15 protein-coding genes are annotated in these 16,957 nt (G+C 73.4%); 3 read left to right on the top strand and 12 right to left on the bottom strand.

What is annotated here, in order from left to right:
* Positions 1 to 194 precede the first annotated feature (194 nt).
* The 7 genes from tatC to pafA all read right to left on the bottom strand — a co-directional run bounded on the left by tatC (position 195) and on the right by pafA (position 6,819).
* The gene (gene tatC / locus CNX65_RS11465) at positions 195 to 1,328 is read right to left on the bottom strand and encodes a twin-arginine translocase subunit TatC (RefSeq protein ID WP_373565505.1); all 1,134 of its coding nucleotides are present in this window, start codon (positions 1,326 to 1,328) and stop codon (positions 195 to 197) included.
* Positions 1,329 to 1,449: 121 nt separating this feature from the next.
* Positions 1,450 to 1,797 (bottom strand): Sec-independent protein translocase subunit TatA, encoded by a 348-nt coding sequence (tatA, locus tag CNX65_RS11460; protein ID WP_096492769.1) that lies wholly within the window; start codon positions 1,795 to 1,797, stop codon positions 1,450 to 1,452.
* On the bottom strand, positions 1,775 to 2,056 hold the full coding sequence (locus CNX65_RS11455; protein ID WP_096492768.1) for a bacteriophage holin: 282 nt from the start codon (positions 2,054 to 2,056) through the stop codon (positions 1,775 to 1,777). The genes tatA and CNX65_RS11455 overlap by 23 nt, the downstream gene beginning before the upstream one ends.
* Positions 2,057 to 2,081: 25 nt before the next feature.
* On the bottom strand, positions 2,082 to 3,047 hold the full coding sequence (locus tag CNX65_RS11450) for a helix-turn-helix transcriptional regulator (protein ID WP_096492767.1): 966 nt from the start codon (positions 3,045 to 3,047) through the stop codon (positions 2,082 to 2,084).
* Complete coding sequence (locus tag CNX65_RS11445) at positions 3,044 to 4,027, bottom strand: helix-turn-helix transcriptional regulator (protein ID WP_096492766.1); 984 nt, start codon at positions 4,025 to 4,027, stop codon at positions 3,044 to 3,046. Before CNX65_RS11445 ends, CNX65_RS11450 begins: the two co-directional genes overlap by 4 nt.
* A gap of 403 nt (positions 4,028 to 4,430) precedes the next feature.
* Positions 4,431 to 5,315 (bottom strand): SRPBCC family protein, encoded by an 885-nt coding sequence (locus tag CNX65_RS11435; RefSeq protein ID WP_096492764.1) that lies wholly within the window; start codon positions 5,313 to 5,315, stop codon positions 4,431 to 4,433.
* A 145-nt stretch (positions 5,316 to 5,460) separates the two neighbouring features.
* On the bottom strand, positions 5,461 to 6,819 hold the full coding sequence (pafA, locus tag CNX65_RS11430; RefSeq protein WP_096492763.1) for a Pup--protein ligase: 1,359 nt from the start codon (positions 6,817 to 6,819) through the stop codon (positions 5,461 to 5,463).
* A gap of 117 nt (positions 6,820 to 6,936) precedes the next feature.
* On the opposite strand from pafA, the gene CNX65_RS11425 reads away from it, so the two are divergent.
* Both CNX65_RS11425 and CNX65_RS11420 read left to right on the top strand, forming a co-directional pair.
* Positions 6,937 to 8,325, top strand: coding sequence for a bifunctional phosphatase PAP2/diacylglycerol kinase family protein (locus tag CNX65_RS11425; RefSeq protein ID WP_177154418.1), 1,389 nt, complete (start codon positions 6,937 to 6,939; stop codon positions 8,323 to 8,325).
* Positions 8,326 to 8,472: 147 nt separating this feature from the next.
* Positions 8,473 to 11,322 carry an ATP-binding protein gene (locus tag CNX65_RS11420; protein ID WP_096492761.1) on the top strand — a complete coding sequence of 950 codons (2,850 nt, stop codon included), beginning with the start codon at positions 8,473 to 8,475 and terminating at the stop codon, positions 11,320 to 11,322.
* Between the two features lie 477 nt (positions 11,323 to 11,799).
* Here CNX65_RS11420 and CNX65_RS11415 read toward each other — a convergent pair whose 3' ends face one another.
* Positions 11,800 to 12,393, bottom strand: coding sequence for a TetR/AcrR family transcriptional regulator (locus CNX65_RS11415; RefSeq protein ID WP_096492760.1), 594 nt, complete (start codon positions 12,391 to 12,393; stop codon positions 11,800 to 11,802).
* 101 nt (positions 12,394 to 12,494) lie between these two features.
* On the opposite strand from CNX65_RS11415, the gene CNX65_RS11410 reads away from it, so the two are divergent.
* Positions 12,495 to 13,244, top strand: coding sequence for an SDR family oxidoreductase (locus tag CNX65_RS11410; RefSeq protein WP_096492759.1), 750 nt, complete (start codon positions 12,495 to 12,497; stop codon positions 13,242 to 13,244).
* A 64-nt stretch (positions 13,245 to 13,308) separates the two neighbouring features.
* Here the strand turns inward: CNX65_RS11410 and prcA are convergent, their stop codons facing one another.
* From prcA to dop, 4 genes are all read right to left on the bottom strand, one after another.
* Positions 13,309 to 14,094, bottom strand: coding sequence for a proteasome subunit alpha (gene prcA, locus CNX65_RS11405; RefSeq protein ID WP_096492758.1), 786 nt, complete (start codon positions 14,092 to 14,094; stop codon positions 13,309 to 13,311).
* A 44-nt stretch (positions 14,095 to 14,138) separates the two neighbouring features.
* Positions 14,139 to 14,987 (bottom strand): proteasome subunit beta, encoded by an 849-nt coding sequence (gene prcB / locus CNX65_RS11400; RefSeq protein WP_096492757.1) that lies wholly within the window; start codon positions 14,985 to 14,987, stop codon positions 14,139 to 14,141.
* A gap of 63 nt (positions 14,988 to 15,050) precedes the next feature.
* Positions 15,051 to 15,245: a ubiquitin-like protein Pup gene (locus tag CNX65_RS11395; protein WP_015801069.1), complete on the bottom strand. Its 195-nt coding sequence runs from the start codon at positions 15,243 to 15,245 to the stop codon at positions 15,051 to 15,053.
* 178 nt (positions 15,246 to 15,423) lie between these two features.
* On the bottom strand, positions 15,424 to 16,923 hold the full coding sequence (gene dop, locus CNX65_RS11390; protein ID WP_096492756.1) for a depupylase/deamidase Dop: 1,500 nt from the start codon (positions 16,921 to 16,923) through the stop codon (positions 15,424 to 15,426).
* Between the last annotated feature and the right edge of the window lie 34 nt (positions 16,924 to 16,957).

Below are 16,957 nucleotides of genomic sequence, written 5' to 3'. Positions count from 1 at the left end.
GGGAGGGGCGGGAGCGCTCGCAGTGCGCGGGAAGACGAAGTGCGCGCTCCCCCCGCTCCCTGGGAACCGCGTCCCCGGAACCGCGCACCCCCGGAACGCCGAGGACCGGCGGGGCTGGGCCCGGCCGGTCCTCGGAAGTCGTCGCGCGCCGATCAGCGCACGCGGATCAGCGCACGCGGATCAGCGCACGCGGATCAGGTCGCGTCGTCGTCGTAGTTGACCCTGCGCTCAGGCTGGGCCGTGGGCGGGGGCGTCGGCTGCGCGGGGGCCTGGGGCTGCGGCGGCGCGGTCTGGGGCTGGTGCTGCGCGGTCTGGTGCTGCGCGGTCTGGTGCTGCGCGGTCTGGTGCTGCGCGGTCTGGTGCTGCGCGGTCTGGGTCGCGGTCCTGGCCTGGCCGCCGTCCTCGACCTGCGACGGCGTGTAGTCGAACGGCGAGGCCTCGTCGTCCGACAGCCCGTCCCAGTTCTCCTCGGGCCCGAAGCCCTCCTCCACGCGCTTGCGCGCCTTGCGCTTGTCGTGCAGGCGGGCGATCTGGGTGGCCATCTCGAACAGCAGCGCCAGCGAGATCGCGAGCGCGACCATCGAGATGGGGTCGGTGCCCGGCGTCGCGAACGCGGCGAACACGAACAACCCGAAGATCAGCCCGCGGCGCCAGCGCTTGAGCTTCTCGTACGGCAGGATGCCGACCGCGTTCAGCATCACCACCACCAGCGGCAGTTCGAAGCTGACCCCGAAGATGATCAGCAGGGCCAGCACGAAGTCGATGTACGCGGTGCCCGACAGGGCGGTCAGGAACTTGTTGTCACCGAACCCGACCAGCACGGACAGGCCCTGCGGCACGACGTAGAACGCCAGCACCGCGCCCGCGAGGAACAGCAGCGACGCCACCCCGACGAAGATCAGCGCGAACTTGCGCTCCTTCGCGTACAGGCCCGGCGCGATGAACCGCCACAGCTGGTTGAGCCACAGCGGCGAGGTGAGCACCGCGCCCGCCGCCGCGCCGACCTTCAGCTGGATCATGAAGGCCTCGAACGGCTGGGTCTGGAGCAGCTGGCACTCCTGGTTCTGGTTGAACCGGTCCTCCAGCGGGATGCCGCAGTACGGCGAGATGATGATGTCGCCGAGGCTGGGCGCGCCGAGGATGCGCCAGCTCCACCAGATGAAGCCGAAGATCGCGCCGATGGTGAGGAACAGCAGCGCCCAGCCCAGCCGGTTGCGCAGCTCGTAGAGGTGGTCGCGCAGCGACATGGTGCCTTCGGGGTTGTGCCGCCTGCTCCTCAGCTTGCGGCTCTCCCGCCTGCGCGACAACCACCCAGGGCTCGCCCCCACGGCGTGGACCGTCCTTCACTGCTCGTCGGCCGGGACTGGCTCGCCCGGCACCGCTCGTCGTTCGGCTGGGTCGAGCGCCGGGGCACGGGTGGCGGCCCGTGCCGATCGCGGCGCGACCGGGTCAGTCCTGCTTGGGCTGCACCGGCTGGGCAACAGGCTGCTGCGCGACGGGCTGGGCCACCGGCTGCTGCTGGACCGGCTGCGCGACGGGCTGCTGCACCGGCTGCGCGTACTGCTGGACCGGCTGCTGCGCGGTCGGCAGCGGCTGGACGGGCTGCTGCACCGGCTGGACCTGCTGCACGGGCTGCTGCTGGGGCTGGTCCTCGTCGCGCAGGCCCTTGGTCTCGGCCTTGAGGATCTTCGCAGAGCGGCCGAGCGAGCGGGCCATGTCCGGGAGCTTCTTCGACCCGAACAGCAGCAGGACCACCACGGCGATGATCAGCAGTTCAGGCACTCCGAGATTGGGCATGGTGTTCCTCCTGTCGGCCCCGGTTCCTCGATCGTAGCCGGGGTTCGCCCTGACGGGCCTTGTCCGGACGCCGCTGCCGGAAGGCCACCCCGAGCGCGGCCAGGCGCGCCCGCAGGAAGCCGACCCGATCGCCGACCCTGTCGCTCATCAGAGTGCTTGCCGCGCGTGCGCGGCGCAACGACCGGGTGACCTTGAGCACGGCCACCACCAGGATGACCAGCCCGAGCAGCACCAGTGCTAGGGACGGCAAGTACGGCACACCGTCAACCGTATAGGCAAGCGGTTCACCGGAGTTGATCCGCCCGGTCCAACGCGGCCCTGGCCTGCCTCGCCACCGCCTCGACCAGCTCGGCGGGCTCCTCCGCGCGCACCTCGCCGCCCTGGCCCAGCACGAGCCGGACCATCCAGGCGGTGTCGGTGTAGCGCATCAGCACGCGGGCGCGGCCGTCCGGCAGCTCGACCAAGGCCTCGGTCGGGTAGTACTCGGCGAACCAGCGGGCGTCCGGCTCCAGCACGAGCACGGCGGCGCGCTGGTCCGGGTCGGGCTGGAACAGGCCCTCGGAGGTGTCGGTGGGCACGGCGTGCGGCGGCGGGCTGGCAGGCTCGTCGAGCACCTCGACGGCGTCGACCCGGTCGATCCGGAACAGCCGCACCCCGTCGGCGGCCCGGCACCAGGCCTCCAGGTAGCTGCGGCCCTCGACCAGCAGCATCCGCATCGGGTCGACGACCCGGTCGGTGATCTCGTCGCGGGACGGCGTGTAGTAGCGCAGCGCGAGCGCGCGGCGGGCCCGCACGCCCTCGGCGATGGCGTCGCGCACGCGCGCCGTCTCCGGGCCCTCGCGCACGGCGAGGCCGACCGCGACGCCCGAGGGCTGGGCCTGGCCGACGGCGGACTCGACCTTGGCGACGGCGCGCTCGACGGCGGCCTTGTCCGCGACGCCGGGCGTGTCGGCGAGCGCGCGCAGCGCCACCAGCAGCGACGTGGCCTCGGCGGCGGTCAGGCGCAGCGGGCGGCTCATGCCCGCGTCGAACGTGACGGTGACCGTCTCGCCCTCGAACGACAGGTCGATCAGGTCGCCGGGGCCGTAGCCGGGGAGGCCGCACATCCAGAGCAGCTCCAGGTCCTTGCGCAGCTGCTTGGGGGTGACCTGGAAGTCGGCGGCGGCCTCGTCGATCGGGATGCCGGGGCGGGCCAGCAGGTACGGGACCAGCGCGAGCAACCTCGGCAGCCGGTCGTTCGCCGAGGTCACACGACCACCCCCGTCCCGCGCAGCGCGCCGAGCAGGCGCTCCCGCACGCTCTTGGCCAGCACCTCGGGCTCCAGCACGACGGCGTCGGGGCCGAAGCCCGCGATCCAGCCCGCGGCCGAGTCCGGGAAGTTCAGCTCGATCTCCAGCAGGTCGCCGGGCACGCCCGCGAGCTCGCGCTCCCCCACGACGCGCGCGCGGCGGCGCAGGCCGTGGCCGCGGCCCTTGGCGACCCACAGCTTCGCGGGCGCGGGCGGCTGCGGGGAGGGCTGGGTGCGGGCGACGAACCCGAGCAGGTCGACGTCGTCGGGCCTGGTCACGGCGCCGGGCTTGCCGAGGGTGCGCACGTCGCCGACGATCCGGGACAGCCGGAAGCAGCGCGTGGCCCCCCGGTCCCGGTCGTGGCCGACGAGGTACCAGCGCCCGCGCCAGGCCACCACGCCCCACGGCTCGACGGTGCGGGTGCGCACCTCGACCGGGCTGGGGCGGCGGTAGTCGAACTCGACCACGCGGCCGGTCTGCGAGGCGGCGAGCAGCGGCGGGAACGCCGGTTCGGTCGCGCGGACCCTCGGCTCGACCGGCACGTGCACGTCCTGGTCCACGTCGACGCCCGCCGCGCGCAGCTTCAGCAGCGCGCCGTGGGCGGCGCCGGTGAGCTGCGGGGAGTCCCAGAGGCGGCCCGCGAGCGCGACGGCGGCGGCCTCGTCGGGCTCGAGGTCGATGTCGCCGAGCTCGTAGTCGCGGCGGGCGATGCGGTAGCCGTCGACGGAGTCGAAGGCGCCGCTGCGCCCGGTCTCCAGGGGGACGCCCAGGTCGCGGAGCTCGGACTTGTCGCGCTCGAACATGCGGAAGAACGCCTCGTCCGTCGCGGCGTCGGTGTATCCGGGGACGATGGCGCGGATGCGCTCGGCGGTCAGGTACTGGCGAGTGGAGAGCAGGCACAGGACCAGGTTGACGAGCCGCTCAGCACGTGCGGTGGCCACGACGGAACCCTAACCCCGCCGGGGGGTTGGGTGACCGGCATCCCTGGTGGTTTCCTGGGCGAACGGTCCGTTGGGTTGGGTTTTTGCTGGTCAGGGCGGGTGGGGAGAAATTGGTGAGTGGTCCGTTCACCCGCTGGCCGGCGTGGCGGGGGGCGACGGCGGGCGGTAGGTGGGCGGCGGGCGGCGGGATGTACCCAGGCAGCGGGGCGCCCCTGAGTCCCCGAGGGGTGTGGTGCCCCCGACCGCGAGCAGCGCGGTGCCCCCGATCGCGAGCAGCGTGGTGCTCCCGACCCCGAGCAGCGCGGTGTCCCCGACCCTGAGCAACGCGGTGTCCCCGATCGCGAGCAGCGCGGTGCTCCCGACCCCGAGCAGCGCGGTGCCCCCGACCGCGAGCGGCGTGGTCTTAGTCGGTGAGCATTCCCTCGGGGAGGCCGGGCACGTCGCCGGGGAGCCAGATCGGTGGGGTGTTCGGCAGTTCGTGGTAGCGGCGCAGGCCCGCCAGGCCGCCGAGCCAGCCGGACCACTCGCCGTGCGGTGGGTGGTCCGGGTCGAAGCCGGACTGGGTGACCACCAGGGTGGTGCCCTCCTCGGCGTCGGACAGCTCCCAGGTGTGCGTCGAGCGGCCCCAGGCGATGCGCATCATCCGGTCGGGCTCGTACGCCGCCACCTGTCCGGGGGACGGGTCCAGATCGGAGCCGCCCATCGCGAAGCGGCCTCCCGGCCAGGGCTCGATGTCGACCTTGGCGCCGAACCAGCGCTCGTAGCGCTCCGGCTCCACCAGGGACGCCGCGACCTCGGGGCGGGGCGCGCGGATCAGCACCTCGGCGCGGAACTCGGCCAGGCCCGGCGTGAAGTCCGGCCTCGGACCCACCTCGCGGCCCTCGACGTGGTCGACCAGGTCGCACAGGGCCAGCACCCAGAAGGTGTACAGCCAGGCCAGCACGCCCTCCTCGGCGACCGCCGCCTCCCAACCGGGGAAGTGGCTCTGCGCCAGGTGCACCTGCGTGCTGCCACCCTCCGCGACCAATCGGAACTCGACCGTGGTCTGCTCGCCGCCGACGTCCCACCCCAGGGTGAGCCCCCGGTCCCCCGCCGCGCCGTCGACCACGGCGAGCACCCGCTGCTCACCGCCGGGCGACTGCCGTCCCCCGAACGTGAAGCGGGTGGGCAGGTCGACCTCGGCCTCCTCGGCCAGCCACGCCCGCACCTCGGCCTGCTCGGTCAGCGCCCGCCACACCCGCTCGACCGGAACGCCCGCGCGCACCGCCAACCGCACCGTCTCGCTCACAGCGACCCCCCTGACGTCCCGACGACAGCGAGGACCCAGCAGACCATGGCGCACCCGGTCCCGTCGCGGCGGCGCGCCCGCGACGGGAACCGGGACCGGGACCGGACCGGGGCCGGGGCCAGGGCCGGAGCCAGGCCCACAATCCCTAGAGCGACGCGATCAGCCGCTCCACCCGCTCGTCCACCGCCCGGAACGGGTCCTTGCACAGGACCGTCCGCTGCGCCTGGTCGTTCAGCTTCAGGTGCACCCAGTCGACCGTGAAGTCCCGCCCGGCCGCCTGCGCCGCCGCGATGAAGTCGCCGCGCAGCTTCGCCCGCGTGGTCTGCGGCGGGGTGTCCTTCGCGGCCTCGATCTCGCCGTCGTCGGTCACCCGCTCCACCTGCCCCTTGCGCTGGAGCAGGTCGAACACCCCCCGCCCGCGCCGGATGTCGTGGTAGGCCAGGTCCAGCTGGGCGATGCGCGGGTTCGACAGGTCCATGTCGTGCTTGGCCTGGTACCGCTCCAGCAGCCGGTGCTTGATCGCCCAGTCGATCTCGCGGTCGATCTTCGACAGGTCCTGCGCGGCCACCGCGTCGAGCGTGCGGCCCCACAGCTCCAGCACCCGCTCGGCCATCGGGTCGGGCGAGCGCTTGGCCACGTGCTCCACGGCCCGCTCGTAGTACTCGCGCTGGATGTCCAGCGCCGACGCCTCCTTGCCGCCCGCCAGCTTGACCGTGCGCCGCCCGGTCAGGTCGTGGCTGATCTCGCGGATGGCGCGGATCGGGTTGTCCAGGCTGAAGTCCCGGAACTGCACGCCCTGCTCGATCATCTCCAGGACCAGGTTCGCGCTGCCCACCTTGAGCAGCGTGGTCACCTCGGACATGTTCGAGTCGCCGACGATGACGTGCAGCCTGCGGTAGCGCTCGGCGTCGGCGTGCGGCTCGTCGCGGGTGTTGATGATGGGCCGGGACCGGGTGGTCGCCGACGAGACGCCCTCCCAGATGTGCTCGGCGCGCTGGGACAGGCAGTAGACCGCGCCGCGCGGGGTCTGGAGCACCTTGCCCGCGCCGCAGATCAGCTGGCGGGTCACCAGGAACGGCAGCAGCACGTCGGCGATGCGGGAGAACTCCCCCGCGCGGGCGACGAGGTAGTTCTCGTGGCAGCCGTAGGAGTTGCCCGCCGAGTCGGTGTTGTTCTTGAACAGGAAGATGTCGCCGCCGATGCCCTCGTCGGCGAGCCTGCGCTCGGCGTCGACCAGCAGGTCCTCCAGGATGCGCTCGCCCGCCTTGTCGTGGCTGACGAGCTGGGCCAGGTCGTCGCACTCCGCCGTGGCGTACTCGGGGTGCGAGCCGACGTCCAGGTAGAGCCGTGAGCCGTTGCGCAGGAAGACGTTGGACGAACGGCCCCAGGACACGACCCGGCGGAACAGGTACCGCGCGACCTCATCCGGGGACAGCCTGCGCTGCCCGTGGAAGGTGCAGGTCACCCCGAACTCAGTCTCAATGCCGAAGATCCGCCGCTGCATCCCTCAACAGTAGGCGCATCCCGGCCCGCGTCCAGTGATCCAATCGGGCGGAGCGGCGTGTTCGCCGATAACGTTCCGGGTGTGCGCCGACGGGTGAACCAACTGGATCAGGCACTGATGGAGCGCGTCGCCGACCTGCCGCCGTCGCGGTTGGACCGGGGGCTGAAGGCGCTCACGAAGACCGCGAACCACAGCGTGCTGTGGTTCGCGGTGGCGGGCGCGCTCGCGCTGCGCAAGGGCAGGGGCAGGCACGCTGCGCTGCGCGGGATCGCGGCGATCGCGGGGGCGAGCGCGTCGGCGAACCTGGTCGGCAAGACCCTGTTCCCGCGCCGCAGGCCGGCCGCCGACCTGCTGGACGTGCCGCGCAGGCTGACCAAGCGGCCCACCTCGTCCTCGTTCCCGTCGGGGCACTCGGCGTCGGCCGCCGCGTTCACCACGGCGGTGGCCATGGATCACCCGATCGCGGCGGTCGCGGTGGCCCCGATCGCGGCGGCGGTGGCCTACTCGCGGGTGCACACCGGGGTGCACTGGCCGTCGGACGTGGCGGCGGGCGTGGCGGTCGGGGTGGGCGCGGGGCTGCTGACCCGGAGGTGGTGGCCGCGGGGGCGCGACGAGCCCGCGTCGGCCAGGGAGCACGCGTCGCTGGAGGCCCTGGAGGAGGGCGAGGGGCTGGTCGTGGTGGTGAACCCGAGTGCCGGGTTCACCTCGGCGGACCCGTCCGAGGCGATCGCCGAGCAGTGGCCGAAGGCGATCCTGGTGGGGATCGACGAGCTGGGCTCGGTGCTGGAGCACCGGCCGCGCGCGCTGGGCGTCGCGGGCGGGGACGGGTCGGTGGGGGCGGTCGCGGCGGTGGCGGCGGAGAACCGGTTGCCGCTGGTGCTGGTGCCCGCCGGGTCGCTCAACCACTTCGCGCGCGACGTCGGCGTGGCCGGGCTGTACGACACGGCTCGGGCGGTCGCGGCGGGCGACGGGGTGGTGGTGGATTTGTCGACGGTGCAGGTCGACGGGGGCGACCCGAGGTGGTTCGTGAACACGGCGAGCCTGGGCGGGTACCCGGACATGGTGCGGCTGCGGGACAAGTTGCAGCACCGGTGGGGCAAGTGGCCCGCGGCGGCGATCGCGATGGGGCGGGTGCTGGCGACGTCCAAGCCGCTGCGGGTGGAGCTGAACGGGGAGCCGCACCTGGTGTGGATGCTGTTCGTGGGCAACGGGCCGTACCGGCCGAAGGGGTTCGCGCCGACCACCCGGCCCGCGCTGGACCGGGGGTTGATGGACGTGCGGTTCATCCGGGCCGACACGAGGATGTCGCGGACCCGGTTCTTCCTGGGCGCGCTGCTCGGGTCGTTGCACCGGAGCCGGACGTACCGGCACATGGAGACGCGGCGGTTGGACGTGCGGGTGCTGGGGCGGTCGGTGGCGATCGCGACGGACGGGGAGGTCGGGCCCACCGGGTCGCGGTTCTCGTTCCGGGCTCGGCCTGCGGCGTTGGGGATCTACCGGGCTTGAGGCGGTGGGCTGCCGGGCCTGAGGGTTCCCCAGGGGGTTGTCGGTGGGGCGTGGGAGGGGGCGGGCGGTTGATCGACGGGGCCGGGCGCGGCCCCTAGGCTCGGCGGTGGTCGCGGTTCCGGGTGGCGGGAAGGTGCGGGTAGGTCAGTGGGCGCCGGTCGGGCGGCAGCGGGCAGGGACGGGGAGGTCGAGGCGCTGCGGCAGGCCGTGGCGCGCGCGTCCGCGACCGGGTCGCCGCAGGTGGTGGAGGTGCACGGCGAGCCGGGCATCGGCAAGACGGTGTTGTTGGACGAGCTCGCGCGGATAGCGCTGGAGCGGGCGTTCGAGGTGGTCTCGGGGCGGGCCGGGGAGTACGAGCGCGGGGTGCCGTTCGGGATCGTGGCGGAGGCGCTCGGCGGGTTGAAGCCGGATGACACGACGCAGGCGCTGCTGGACTCGCTGACGCCCGAGGGCGCTCCGGGCGAGGCGGGGGCGGGCGGGGGCGCGCACCGGTACCGGTTGCACCGGGCGGTGCGGCGCACGCTCGGGAGGCGGGCGCGGCCGTCGGGGCTGGTGGTGCTGCTGGACGACGTGCACTGGGCGGACGAGGCGTCGTTGGAGCTGGTGGAGTCGCTGCTGCTGGACCTGCCGGAGGCGCCGCTGGTGGTGGCGGTGGCGTACCGGGGGCACCAGGTCCCGGCGGGGTTGCCCTCGGCGTTGGGGCGCACCCGCGCGGAGGTGGTGCGGTTGGCGCCGGGGCCGCTGGTGGAGCGGGACGTGGCGGTGCTGCTGCCGGACGTCCCAACGCGGCGGCGGGAGCTGTTGACGCGGGTCAGCGGGGGGAACCCGCTGTACCTGGACGCGTTGGCGCGGTTGGACGAGCGGGCGCTGGGGGCGCTGGACCGGGAGCACACGGACCCGGAGGACCTGCCCCGACGCTTGGGGGCGTTGCTGACCGGGGAGCTGCGGGACCTGGCGCCGGACCGGTTGCGGGTGGCGCACGCGGCGGCCGTCGCGGGGGACACGGCCGAGGTGGGGCTGCTGGTCGCGGTCGCGGGGATGCCCGAGGACGAGGTGTTCGCGGCGGTGGACGAGCTGACGGAGCTGGGGGTGCTGCGGCCGGTCGGCGGGCGGTTCCGGTTCCGGCACCCGCTGGTGCGGGCGGCGGCTTACCAGTCCGCGGGGCCCGCTTGGCGGATCGGGGCGCACCGGCGGGCCGAGGAGCACCTGCGGGCGCACGGCGGGTCGTTGGCGTTGCGGGCGCACCACACGAGTCGGGCGGCGCGGCGGGACGACGTGGCGGTGGGGACGCTGGTGGACGCGGCGGTGGTGGCGATGGACAGCGCGCCCGCCAGTGCGGCGGGGTGGTTGCGGACGGCGTTGGAGCTGCTGCCCGAGGGGGACGGGCGGTCGGCCGGGCTGCGGGTGCTGCTGGCGCGGGCGGTCGGGCTGGCGGAGCGGTTGCCGGAGAGCAGGCGGATCCTGCACGGGGTGCTGGACGTGGCCGGGCCGGATCGGCGGGAGGCGGTGCGGTTCAGCGCGGTCGCGGATCGGTTGTTGGGGCGGTTCGACGAGTCCAAGGCGCTGTTGGAGGCCGAGCTCGCGGGGGTTGGGCTTGCGGGGGGCGGGCTTGCGGCGGGTGGGGGCGGCGGGGCCGGTGGTGAGGTCGGTGGGGGCGGGCGGGGGCCGCTGCTGGTGGAGCTGGCCGCCACCGAGGTGCTGCGCGGGGACACCGGGGCGTGTTCGGAGTTGGCGCGCGAGGCGGTGGTGGACGGGCGGGAGCGGGGGGATCGGGGGCAGGAGGCCGCGGCGTCGATGCTGGTCGGGTTGACGGCGTTGCAGGACGGGGACGCGGAGGCCGCGCGGGAGTGGGCGCGGGCGGCGGTGCGGTTGGTGGACGGGCTGCCCGACACGGCGCTGCGGGACCACCTGCACGTGCTGCCGCCGCTGGGGTGGTTGGAGCTGCGGCTCGGGGCTCGGGAGGAGGCCGAGCGGCACCTGCGGCGGGGGGAGGAGATCGCGCTGGCCACCGGGCGGGCGCACGTGCGGCCGTACCTGCGGGTGGTGGTGGCCGACTGCGCGGCGTGGGGCGGGGAGCTGGTGAAGGCCTCGGAGACGGCTGAGAAGGCGCACGAGGACGCCGTGGCGCTGGGGAGTCCTGAGCTCGCGGCGATGGCGGTGGCCGCGCAGATCGAGCCGGTGCTGTGGCGGCGGGGGCCCACGGCCGCCCTGGACCTGGCGGAGGAGGGGCGGCCACGGTCCGGGTGGTGGGCCAGGGAGGCGGACTCGGCGATCGCGTCGGCGCTGCTGCACGCCGGGGAGCTGCGGCGGGCCGGGGAACTGGCCGGGCGGTACGTCGGGGTCGGCAGCTCGCGGGGGCGCGGGTTGGCGGCGGTGCGGTGGTGCGGGGTGCTGGCGGTGGCCAAGGCCGGGGGTGGGGCGTGGAACGAGGCGTTGGGGTTGGCCGAGCACGCGGTTCGGGTGGCCGAGGAGTTGGGGATCGCGTTCCAGCGCGGGGAGGCCGCGTTGGCGCGGGCCGGGGTGTTGGCGGCCTGTGGGCGGCTGGCCGAGTCGGTGGACGAGGCCGGGGTGGCGGTGGAGCGGTTCGGGGAGGCCGGGGCGCCGTTGCAGGTTGCGCTGGGGCATGACCGGGCGGCTGCGTCGTTGGCCGCGGCTGGGGATTTTGAGGCTGCTCGGGCGGCCTACGGGCGGGCCAAGAGCGGGTATTCGGCTTGTGGGGCTTTGTGGTTGTCGGGGCGGGTTCGGGCTGGGGAATCGCGGTTGGGGGCTCGGGCGCCCCGGCCCCGGCGGCCCGAAGCGGTGGGGACCGTGGAGTCGTTGTCCGGGCGGGAGCGGGAGGTTGCCCGGTTGGTCGCGGAGGGGTTGACGAATCGGGAGATCGCTGAGCGGTTGTCGTTGTCGGCCAAGACGGTTGAGGCGCATCTGGCTCGGGTGTTCACCAAGCTCGGGGTTCGGTCACGGGTTGGGGTGGTGCAGCGGTTGTCGGGGCGGGGGTGAGGGGGGAGGGGGTGAGGGGGGGAGGGGGAGCGAGATCAGGGGCTGAAGGGCTAAAAGCTGAAAGGCACGCCTCGCCGGCGGGGCAGACCTCCAAAAAAGAGGGGACAGGGCTCTGCCGGCCGGTGACGCTTTCGTGGGTGGTCCGGTTGTACCCCTGCGGTGGTCCGGGTCCCTCTTTCCCGTTTGGCCTCCTTTCAGGCAAGCACGCTCGTCAAGACGCCGTATGACTCGGGCGGTCTGCCGTGGCGGTGCGGCGGCATCTTGACAAGCGCGCTCGGGCTTCGCCAGGCCAAACGGGAAAGAGGGACGCGGGTGGCTTTGCTGCGGGCTCGCTGCGCTCGCCCCGCAGCCCGCGAAGCGGTCAGTCCGTTAGTGCGGGTGGATCGTTGGTGGTCAGTCTGCGAGTGCGGTGGCTGGCGAGTGCGTAGGGCTTGTTCGGTGGCGTGGGCCTGTTTGGTGGCGTGGGTCCGTTGGTGGTCAGGTGTGGGCTGCCCTGATCAGGATGGCCGCCGACTCGGTTGCCGAGGCGACCAGTGCTGCCTCGTCCGGGACGAAGCGGCGGGCGAAGCCGGTGAGGAGCAGGACTCCGTGGCCGTGTGCGGTTGCCACCAGTTTTTCCAGGAGGGAGAGGGCTGCCTCCGGGGTGCCGGTGGTGGTGAGGGCGTCGGGCAGGAGCAGGTCGATCACCGCCCTGCCTGCCTCTGCCAGGTCTTGGTCCGCGCGTGACCTGAGGTCCTCGGCGAAGATCAGGTCGATTCCCACCCGGTAGCGGGCGGTCAGCAGGGCGCAGGCGCCTGCGGCTGCGGCCAGGCGGGCTTCCGGGGTGGGCAGCGGGGTGGTGGCCTGGCGCAGTTCCTCTGCCAGGAGGGTTGCCAGTCTGGTTGCCACTGCGGTGAGCAGGTCGTCCCGTGTTGGGAAGTGGCGGTACGGGGCGGCTGGGCTCACGCCGGTGCGGCGGGCGGCCTCGGCTACGGAGAGGGACGCCACGCCGCCTTCCGCTACCAGGGCCAGACCGGCGTCCACCAGGGCCGATCGCAGGTCGCCGTGGTGGTAGGTCGGGCGCTTGGCCACGGGGTGCTCCTCAACGCGCTGGACAACGGTGTGAGAGGCCTCTTACATTGGAGGGTGTAAGAGGTCTCTTACATGTGGCTGTTCTCTGTCTGGAGGGTCCATTGTCGGTCAGCGGTGAGCGGGTTGCGGGCAAGGTCGTCGTCATCACGGGGGCTGGGAGCGGGATCGGGGCGGCTGCGGCTCGGGTGCTCGGGGGGCTCGGGGCTCGGGTGGTGCTCGGGGCTCGGCGGGGTGAGCGGGCCGAGGAGGTCGCGGAAGGGGTTCGGGGGCGGGGTGGGGAGGCGGTCGCGGTGGCCGTGGACGTGCGGCGGCGGGAGGATGTGCGGGAGATGGTCCGGGTTGCGGTGGAGCGGTTCGGCGGGGTGGACGTGCTGGTCGCGAACGCGGGGGTGATGCCGGTTTCCGCGGTGGACGAGCTTCGGGTGGACGACTGGGAGGCCATGGTCGACACGAACCTGAAGGGGGTGCTGCACGGGGTGGCTGCGGCGTTGCCGGTGTTCCGGGCCCAGGGGCGGGGGCACTTCGTGCACGTCGCGTCCACTGCCGCGCACCGGGTCGTGCCCGCTCAGGCGGTGTACTCGGCCACCAAGGCCGCGGTTCGGACGTTTTCCGAGGGGTTGCGGCAGGAGGCCGGGGAGCGGTTGCGGGTCACCGTGGTGTCGCCGGGGTTCACGGCCACCTCGTTCGCCGAGCACGTCACCAGCCCGGCGGCTCGGGAGGGGTTGCGGGCGTTGGGCGAGGACGTGGCCATGCCGCCGAGCGCGGTGGCCGAGGCGATCGCCTACGCCATCGGGCAGCCGGACGGGGTCGACGTCGGGGAGATCGTGGTGCGGCCCACGGCTCAGGGGTGAGCGCGGACGCGCCGAGGCCGCCCCTCGCGTGGTGGCGCGGGGCGGCCTCGGGGGTGTCGCGGGGTCAGGACTTGTCGTCGTTCGGGGGGAGGTTGCCGTCGTTGGCGGGCTTCTTCTCGGCGTCCGCGCCCGCGTCGTCCGACGGGGCGTCCTGGAGCAGTGCGGCCAGGGCGGCGCCCTTGAGCCTGCGGAACGCGCGCCTCGGGCGGTCGCGCTCCAGGACCGCGGCCTCCAGGTTCGCGGCCTCCAGGAGGTCCGGCTTGCCGTTGCCGGTGGACGCCGAGCCCGCGCTGAGGGCCTTCACGGCCACGCGGAGCGCCGCCGCCAGGGACAGGCCCTCCTCGTAGGCCTCCTTCAGGGCGGTCGCCGTCGTCTCGGCCTGGCCGCCCATCACGGCGTGCTGCGGCTCCTCCACGATCGAACCGTCGTAGGTCAGCCGGTAGAGGGTGTCGTGCTCCGGGGTGTGACCGACCTCGGCCACGCAGATCTCCACCTCCAGGGGCTTGATCTGCTCGGTGAAGATGGAGCCGAGGGTCTGGGCGTAGACGTTCGCCAGGGAGCGGCCCGTCACGTCGCGCGGGTCGTTCTGGTAGCCGCGCACGTCGGCGAAGCGGATGCCCGCCTGGCGCAGGTTCTCGAACTCGCTGTAGCGGCCCACCGCGGCGAAGCCGATGCGGTCGTAGATCTCGGAGACCTTGTGCAGGGTGCTCGACGGGTTCTCGGCCACGAACAGCACGCCGTCGGCGTACCTGAGCACGACGACGCTGCGGCCCCTGGAAATGCCCTTCCTCGCGTACTCCGAGCGGTCCCGCAGGATCTGCTCGGGTGAGGCGTACAACGGCATCGTCACTGGTGCGGCTCCTGGACTCGGGCGGACAACACGGGGGGCACGGCTCAGCCCGCCGGGCGGGCGCGGCGGCCCTCGACGACGGTCTCGGCGATGGCCGAGGTGCGCTCCTCGGGCAGGTGGGCCGCGCCTTCGGCGGTGACCGTGACGACCACCGGGAAGATGCGGCGGACCAGGTCGGGGCCGCCGGTGGCCGAGTCGTCGTCGGCCGCGTCGTAGAGGGCCTCGACGGCCGCGCGCACGGCCGCGTCGGCGTCCGCGTCGGGGTCGTAGAGCTTCTTCAGGGCCGACTTGGCGAACAGCGAGCCCGAGCCGACCGACTGGTAGCCGAGGGTCTCCTCGAACCTGGCGCCGGTCACGTCGTAGGAGACGATCCGGCCCGCCCGGTCGGGGTCCGCGGCGTCGGTGTCGTAGCCGACGAACAGCGGCACGACGGCGAGACCGGCCAGCGCGGCGTCCAGGTTGCCCTTGACCATGCCGGAGAGGCGGTTGGCCTTGCCGTCCAGGGACAGCGAGACGCCCTCGATCTTCTCGTAGTGCCGCAGCTCGACCGCGAACAGCCGCACGATCTCGATCGCGATGCCCGCGGTGCCCGCGATGCCCACCGCCGAGTAGTCGTCGGTGACGAAGACCTTCTTCATGTCGCGCTGGGCGATGACGTTGCCCATGGTGGCGCGCCGGTCTCCCGCGATGACCACGCCGCCCTTGAAGGTCAGCGCGACGATCGTGGTGCCGTGGGCCGCCTGCACGACGCTCCCCTCGGGGAAGGACCGCGCGGTGGGCAGGAGCTCGGGCGCCTGCGCGCGGAGGAAGTCGGTGAACGACGAAGACCCCGGCCTGAGGTAGGCCGGGGGCAGCGACGCGGCCGGGTAGCGCCCGGTCGAGCTGTTGTCCATGTGCTGTTTCTTCTCCTGTCCCGCAGGCTCGTGCTGGCTACCGGCAGAGGTGACCGGCGGCCGTCACTCGCCGCCCTTCTGCACGTACGCGCGGACGAAGTCCTCCGCGTTCTCCTCCAGCACGTCGTCGATCTCGTCGAGGATGGCGTCGACGTCCTCGCCGAGCTTCTCGCGGCGCTCCTGACCGGCAGCCGCCGCGGCGTCACCGCCGTCGTCGCCGTCGCCGCCGCCCTGCCGCTGAACCTGTTCCTGGGCCATGCCGACCTCCCCGGTCCTCGGGTCCTGCCCGGTCAACACTACCGACCGGGACTGACATTCGACGTCCGCGTTGCGAAGCAGCGCGAGACCACCATCCGGCCGCACCGCGATCCCGTGCTGCGGCTCCACCGCTTTGGTCCTTGTACTTGTGGCCAACGCCTCGCTTCGGGTCTGGTGATCAGCCCCTGGTGAGCGCGTCCACCAGCTCCTCGGCGGTGTCGGCGGCCTCCAGCAGGGCTCCGACGTGCGCCTTCGTGCCGCGCAGGGGTTCGAGGGTGGGGATGCGGACCAGGGACTCGCGGCCCAGGTCGAAGATCACCGAGTCCCAGGAGGCCGCGGCGACGGCGCTCGGGTAGCGCTCCAGGCAGCGGCCCCGGAAGTACGCCCTGGTGTCCTCCGGAGGGGTGAACACGGCCTCGCGCACCTCCTCCTCGCTGACCAGGCGCTTCATCGAGCCGCGCGCGACGAGCCGGTTGTACAGGCCCTTGTCCAGCCGCACGTCCGAGTACTGGAGGTCGACCAGGTGCAGCCGGGGCGAGCCCCAGGCCAGGCCGTCGCGGGCGCGGTAGCCCTCCAGCAGGCGCAGCTTGGCCACCCAGTCGAGGCGGTCGGCGCACTCCTGCGGGTCGCGGGCCAGCGCGTCCAGGACCTCGCCCCAGGTGCGCAGCACGTCCCGGTCGCCGTAGCCCTCCTTCTCGACGAACTCGCAGGCCCGCTCGTAGTAGGCGAACTGGAGGTCGAGCCCGGTGAACTTGCGCCCGCCCGCCAGCTCCACGCCGGCCTTGAGGGTGGGGTCGTGGCTGATGCGGTGCACGGCGCGCACCGGGTCGAGCAGCCGCAGGTCGTCGAAGCGGCGACCGGCCTCGATCATGTCGAGCACGAGGGAGGCGGTGCCGACCTTGAGGTACGTGGAGTACTCGGCCAGGTTCGCGTCGCCGATGATGACGTGCAGCCTGCGGTACTTGTCGGCGTCGGCGTGCGGCTCGTCGCGGGTGTTGATGATGCCGCGCTTGAGCGTGGTCTCCAGGCCGACCTCGACCTCGATGTAGTCGGCGCGCTGGGAGAGCTGGAACCCGGCCTCCTCGCCCGACGCGCCGACGCCGACCCGGCCGGAGCCGGTGATCACCTGGCGGGACGCGAAGAACGGGGTGAGGCCGGCGATCACCGAGGTGAACGGGGTGCTGCGCTGCATCAGGTAGTTCTCGTGGGTGCCGTAGCTGGCGCCCTTGCCGTCCACGTTGTTCTTGTAGAGCTGGAGGCGCGGCTGGCCGGGGACGGTGGCGGCGCGCATGGCCGCCTCCTCCATGACCCGCTCCCCCGCCTTGTCCCAGATGACCGCGTCGCGGGCGTTGGTGACCTCGGGCGCCGAGTACTCGGGGTGGGCGTGGTCGACGTACAGCCTGGCCCCGTTGGTCAGGATGACGTTGGCCGCGCCCAGGTCCTCCACGTCGCCGTCGCCGGGACCGGGGTGCCCGCCGGGGTGGCCGAGGTCGAAGCCCCGCGCGTCGCGCAGCGGGGACTCGACCTCGTAGTCCCAGCGGGCGCGCCGGGCCCGTGGCACGTCGGCGGCTGCCGCGTACGCCAGCACCACCTGGGTGGAGGTGAGCACCGGGTTCGCGGTGGCGTCACCCGGCACAGCGATGCCGTACTCGACTTCCGTTCCCATGATCCGCCGCATACCCCGCAGCCTACGGCGTGACGAGCCCCGCGTG

It is taken from the genome of Actinosynnema pretiosum, from assembly GCF_002354875.1.
Lineage (GTDB): Bacteria > Actinomycetota > Actinomycetes > Mycobacteriales > Pseudonocardiaceae > Actinosynnema > Actinosynnema auranticum.
The sequence above is the reverse complement of the archived record's forward strand: the minus strand, read 5'-3'. Positions and strand labels throughout refer to the sequence as shown.

What these genes read in the sequence shown, in the direction of transcription:
- CNX65_RS11395 (WP_015801069.1), bottom strand. Translation starts at nt 15,245, where the DNA reads ATGGCCCAGGAACAGGTTCAGCGGCAGGGCGGCGGCGACGGCGACGAC.
- tatA (WP_096492769.1), bottom strand. Translation starts at nt 1,797, where the DNA reads ATGCCCAATCTCGGAGTGCCTGAACTGCTGATCATCGCCGTGGTGGTC.
- prcB (WP_096492757.1), bottom strand. Translation starts at nt 14,987, where the DNA reads ATGGACAACAGCTCGACCGGGCGCTACCCGGCCGCGTCGCTGCCCCCG.
- CNX65_RS11425 (WP_177154418.1), top strand. Translation starts at nt 6,937, where the DNA reads ATGGAGCGCGTCGCCGACCTGCCGCCGTCGCGGTTGGACCGGGGGCTG.
- pafA (WP_096492763.1), bottom strand. Translation starts at nt 6,819, where the DNA reads ATGCAGCGGCGGATCTTCGGCATTGAGACTGAGTTCGGGGTGACCTGC.
- dop (WP_096492756.1), bottom strand. Translation starts at nt 16,923, where the DNA reads ATGCGGCGGATCATGGGAACGGAAGTCGAGTACGGCATCGCTGTGCCG.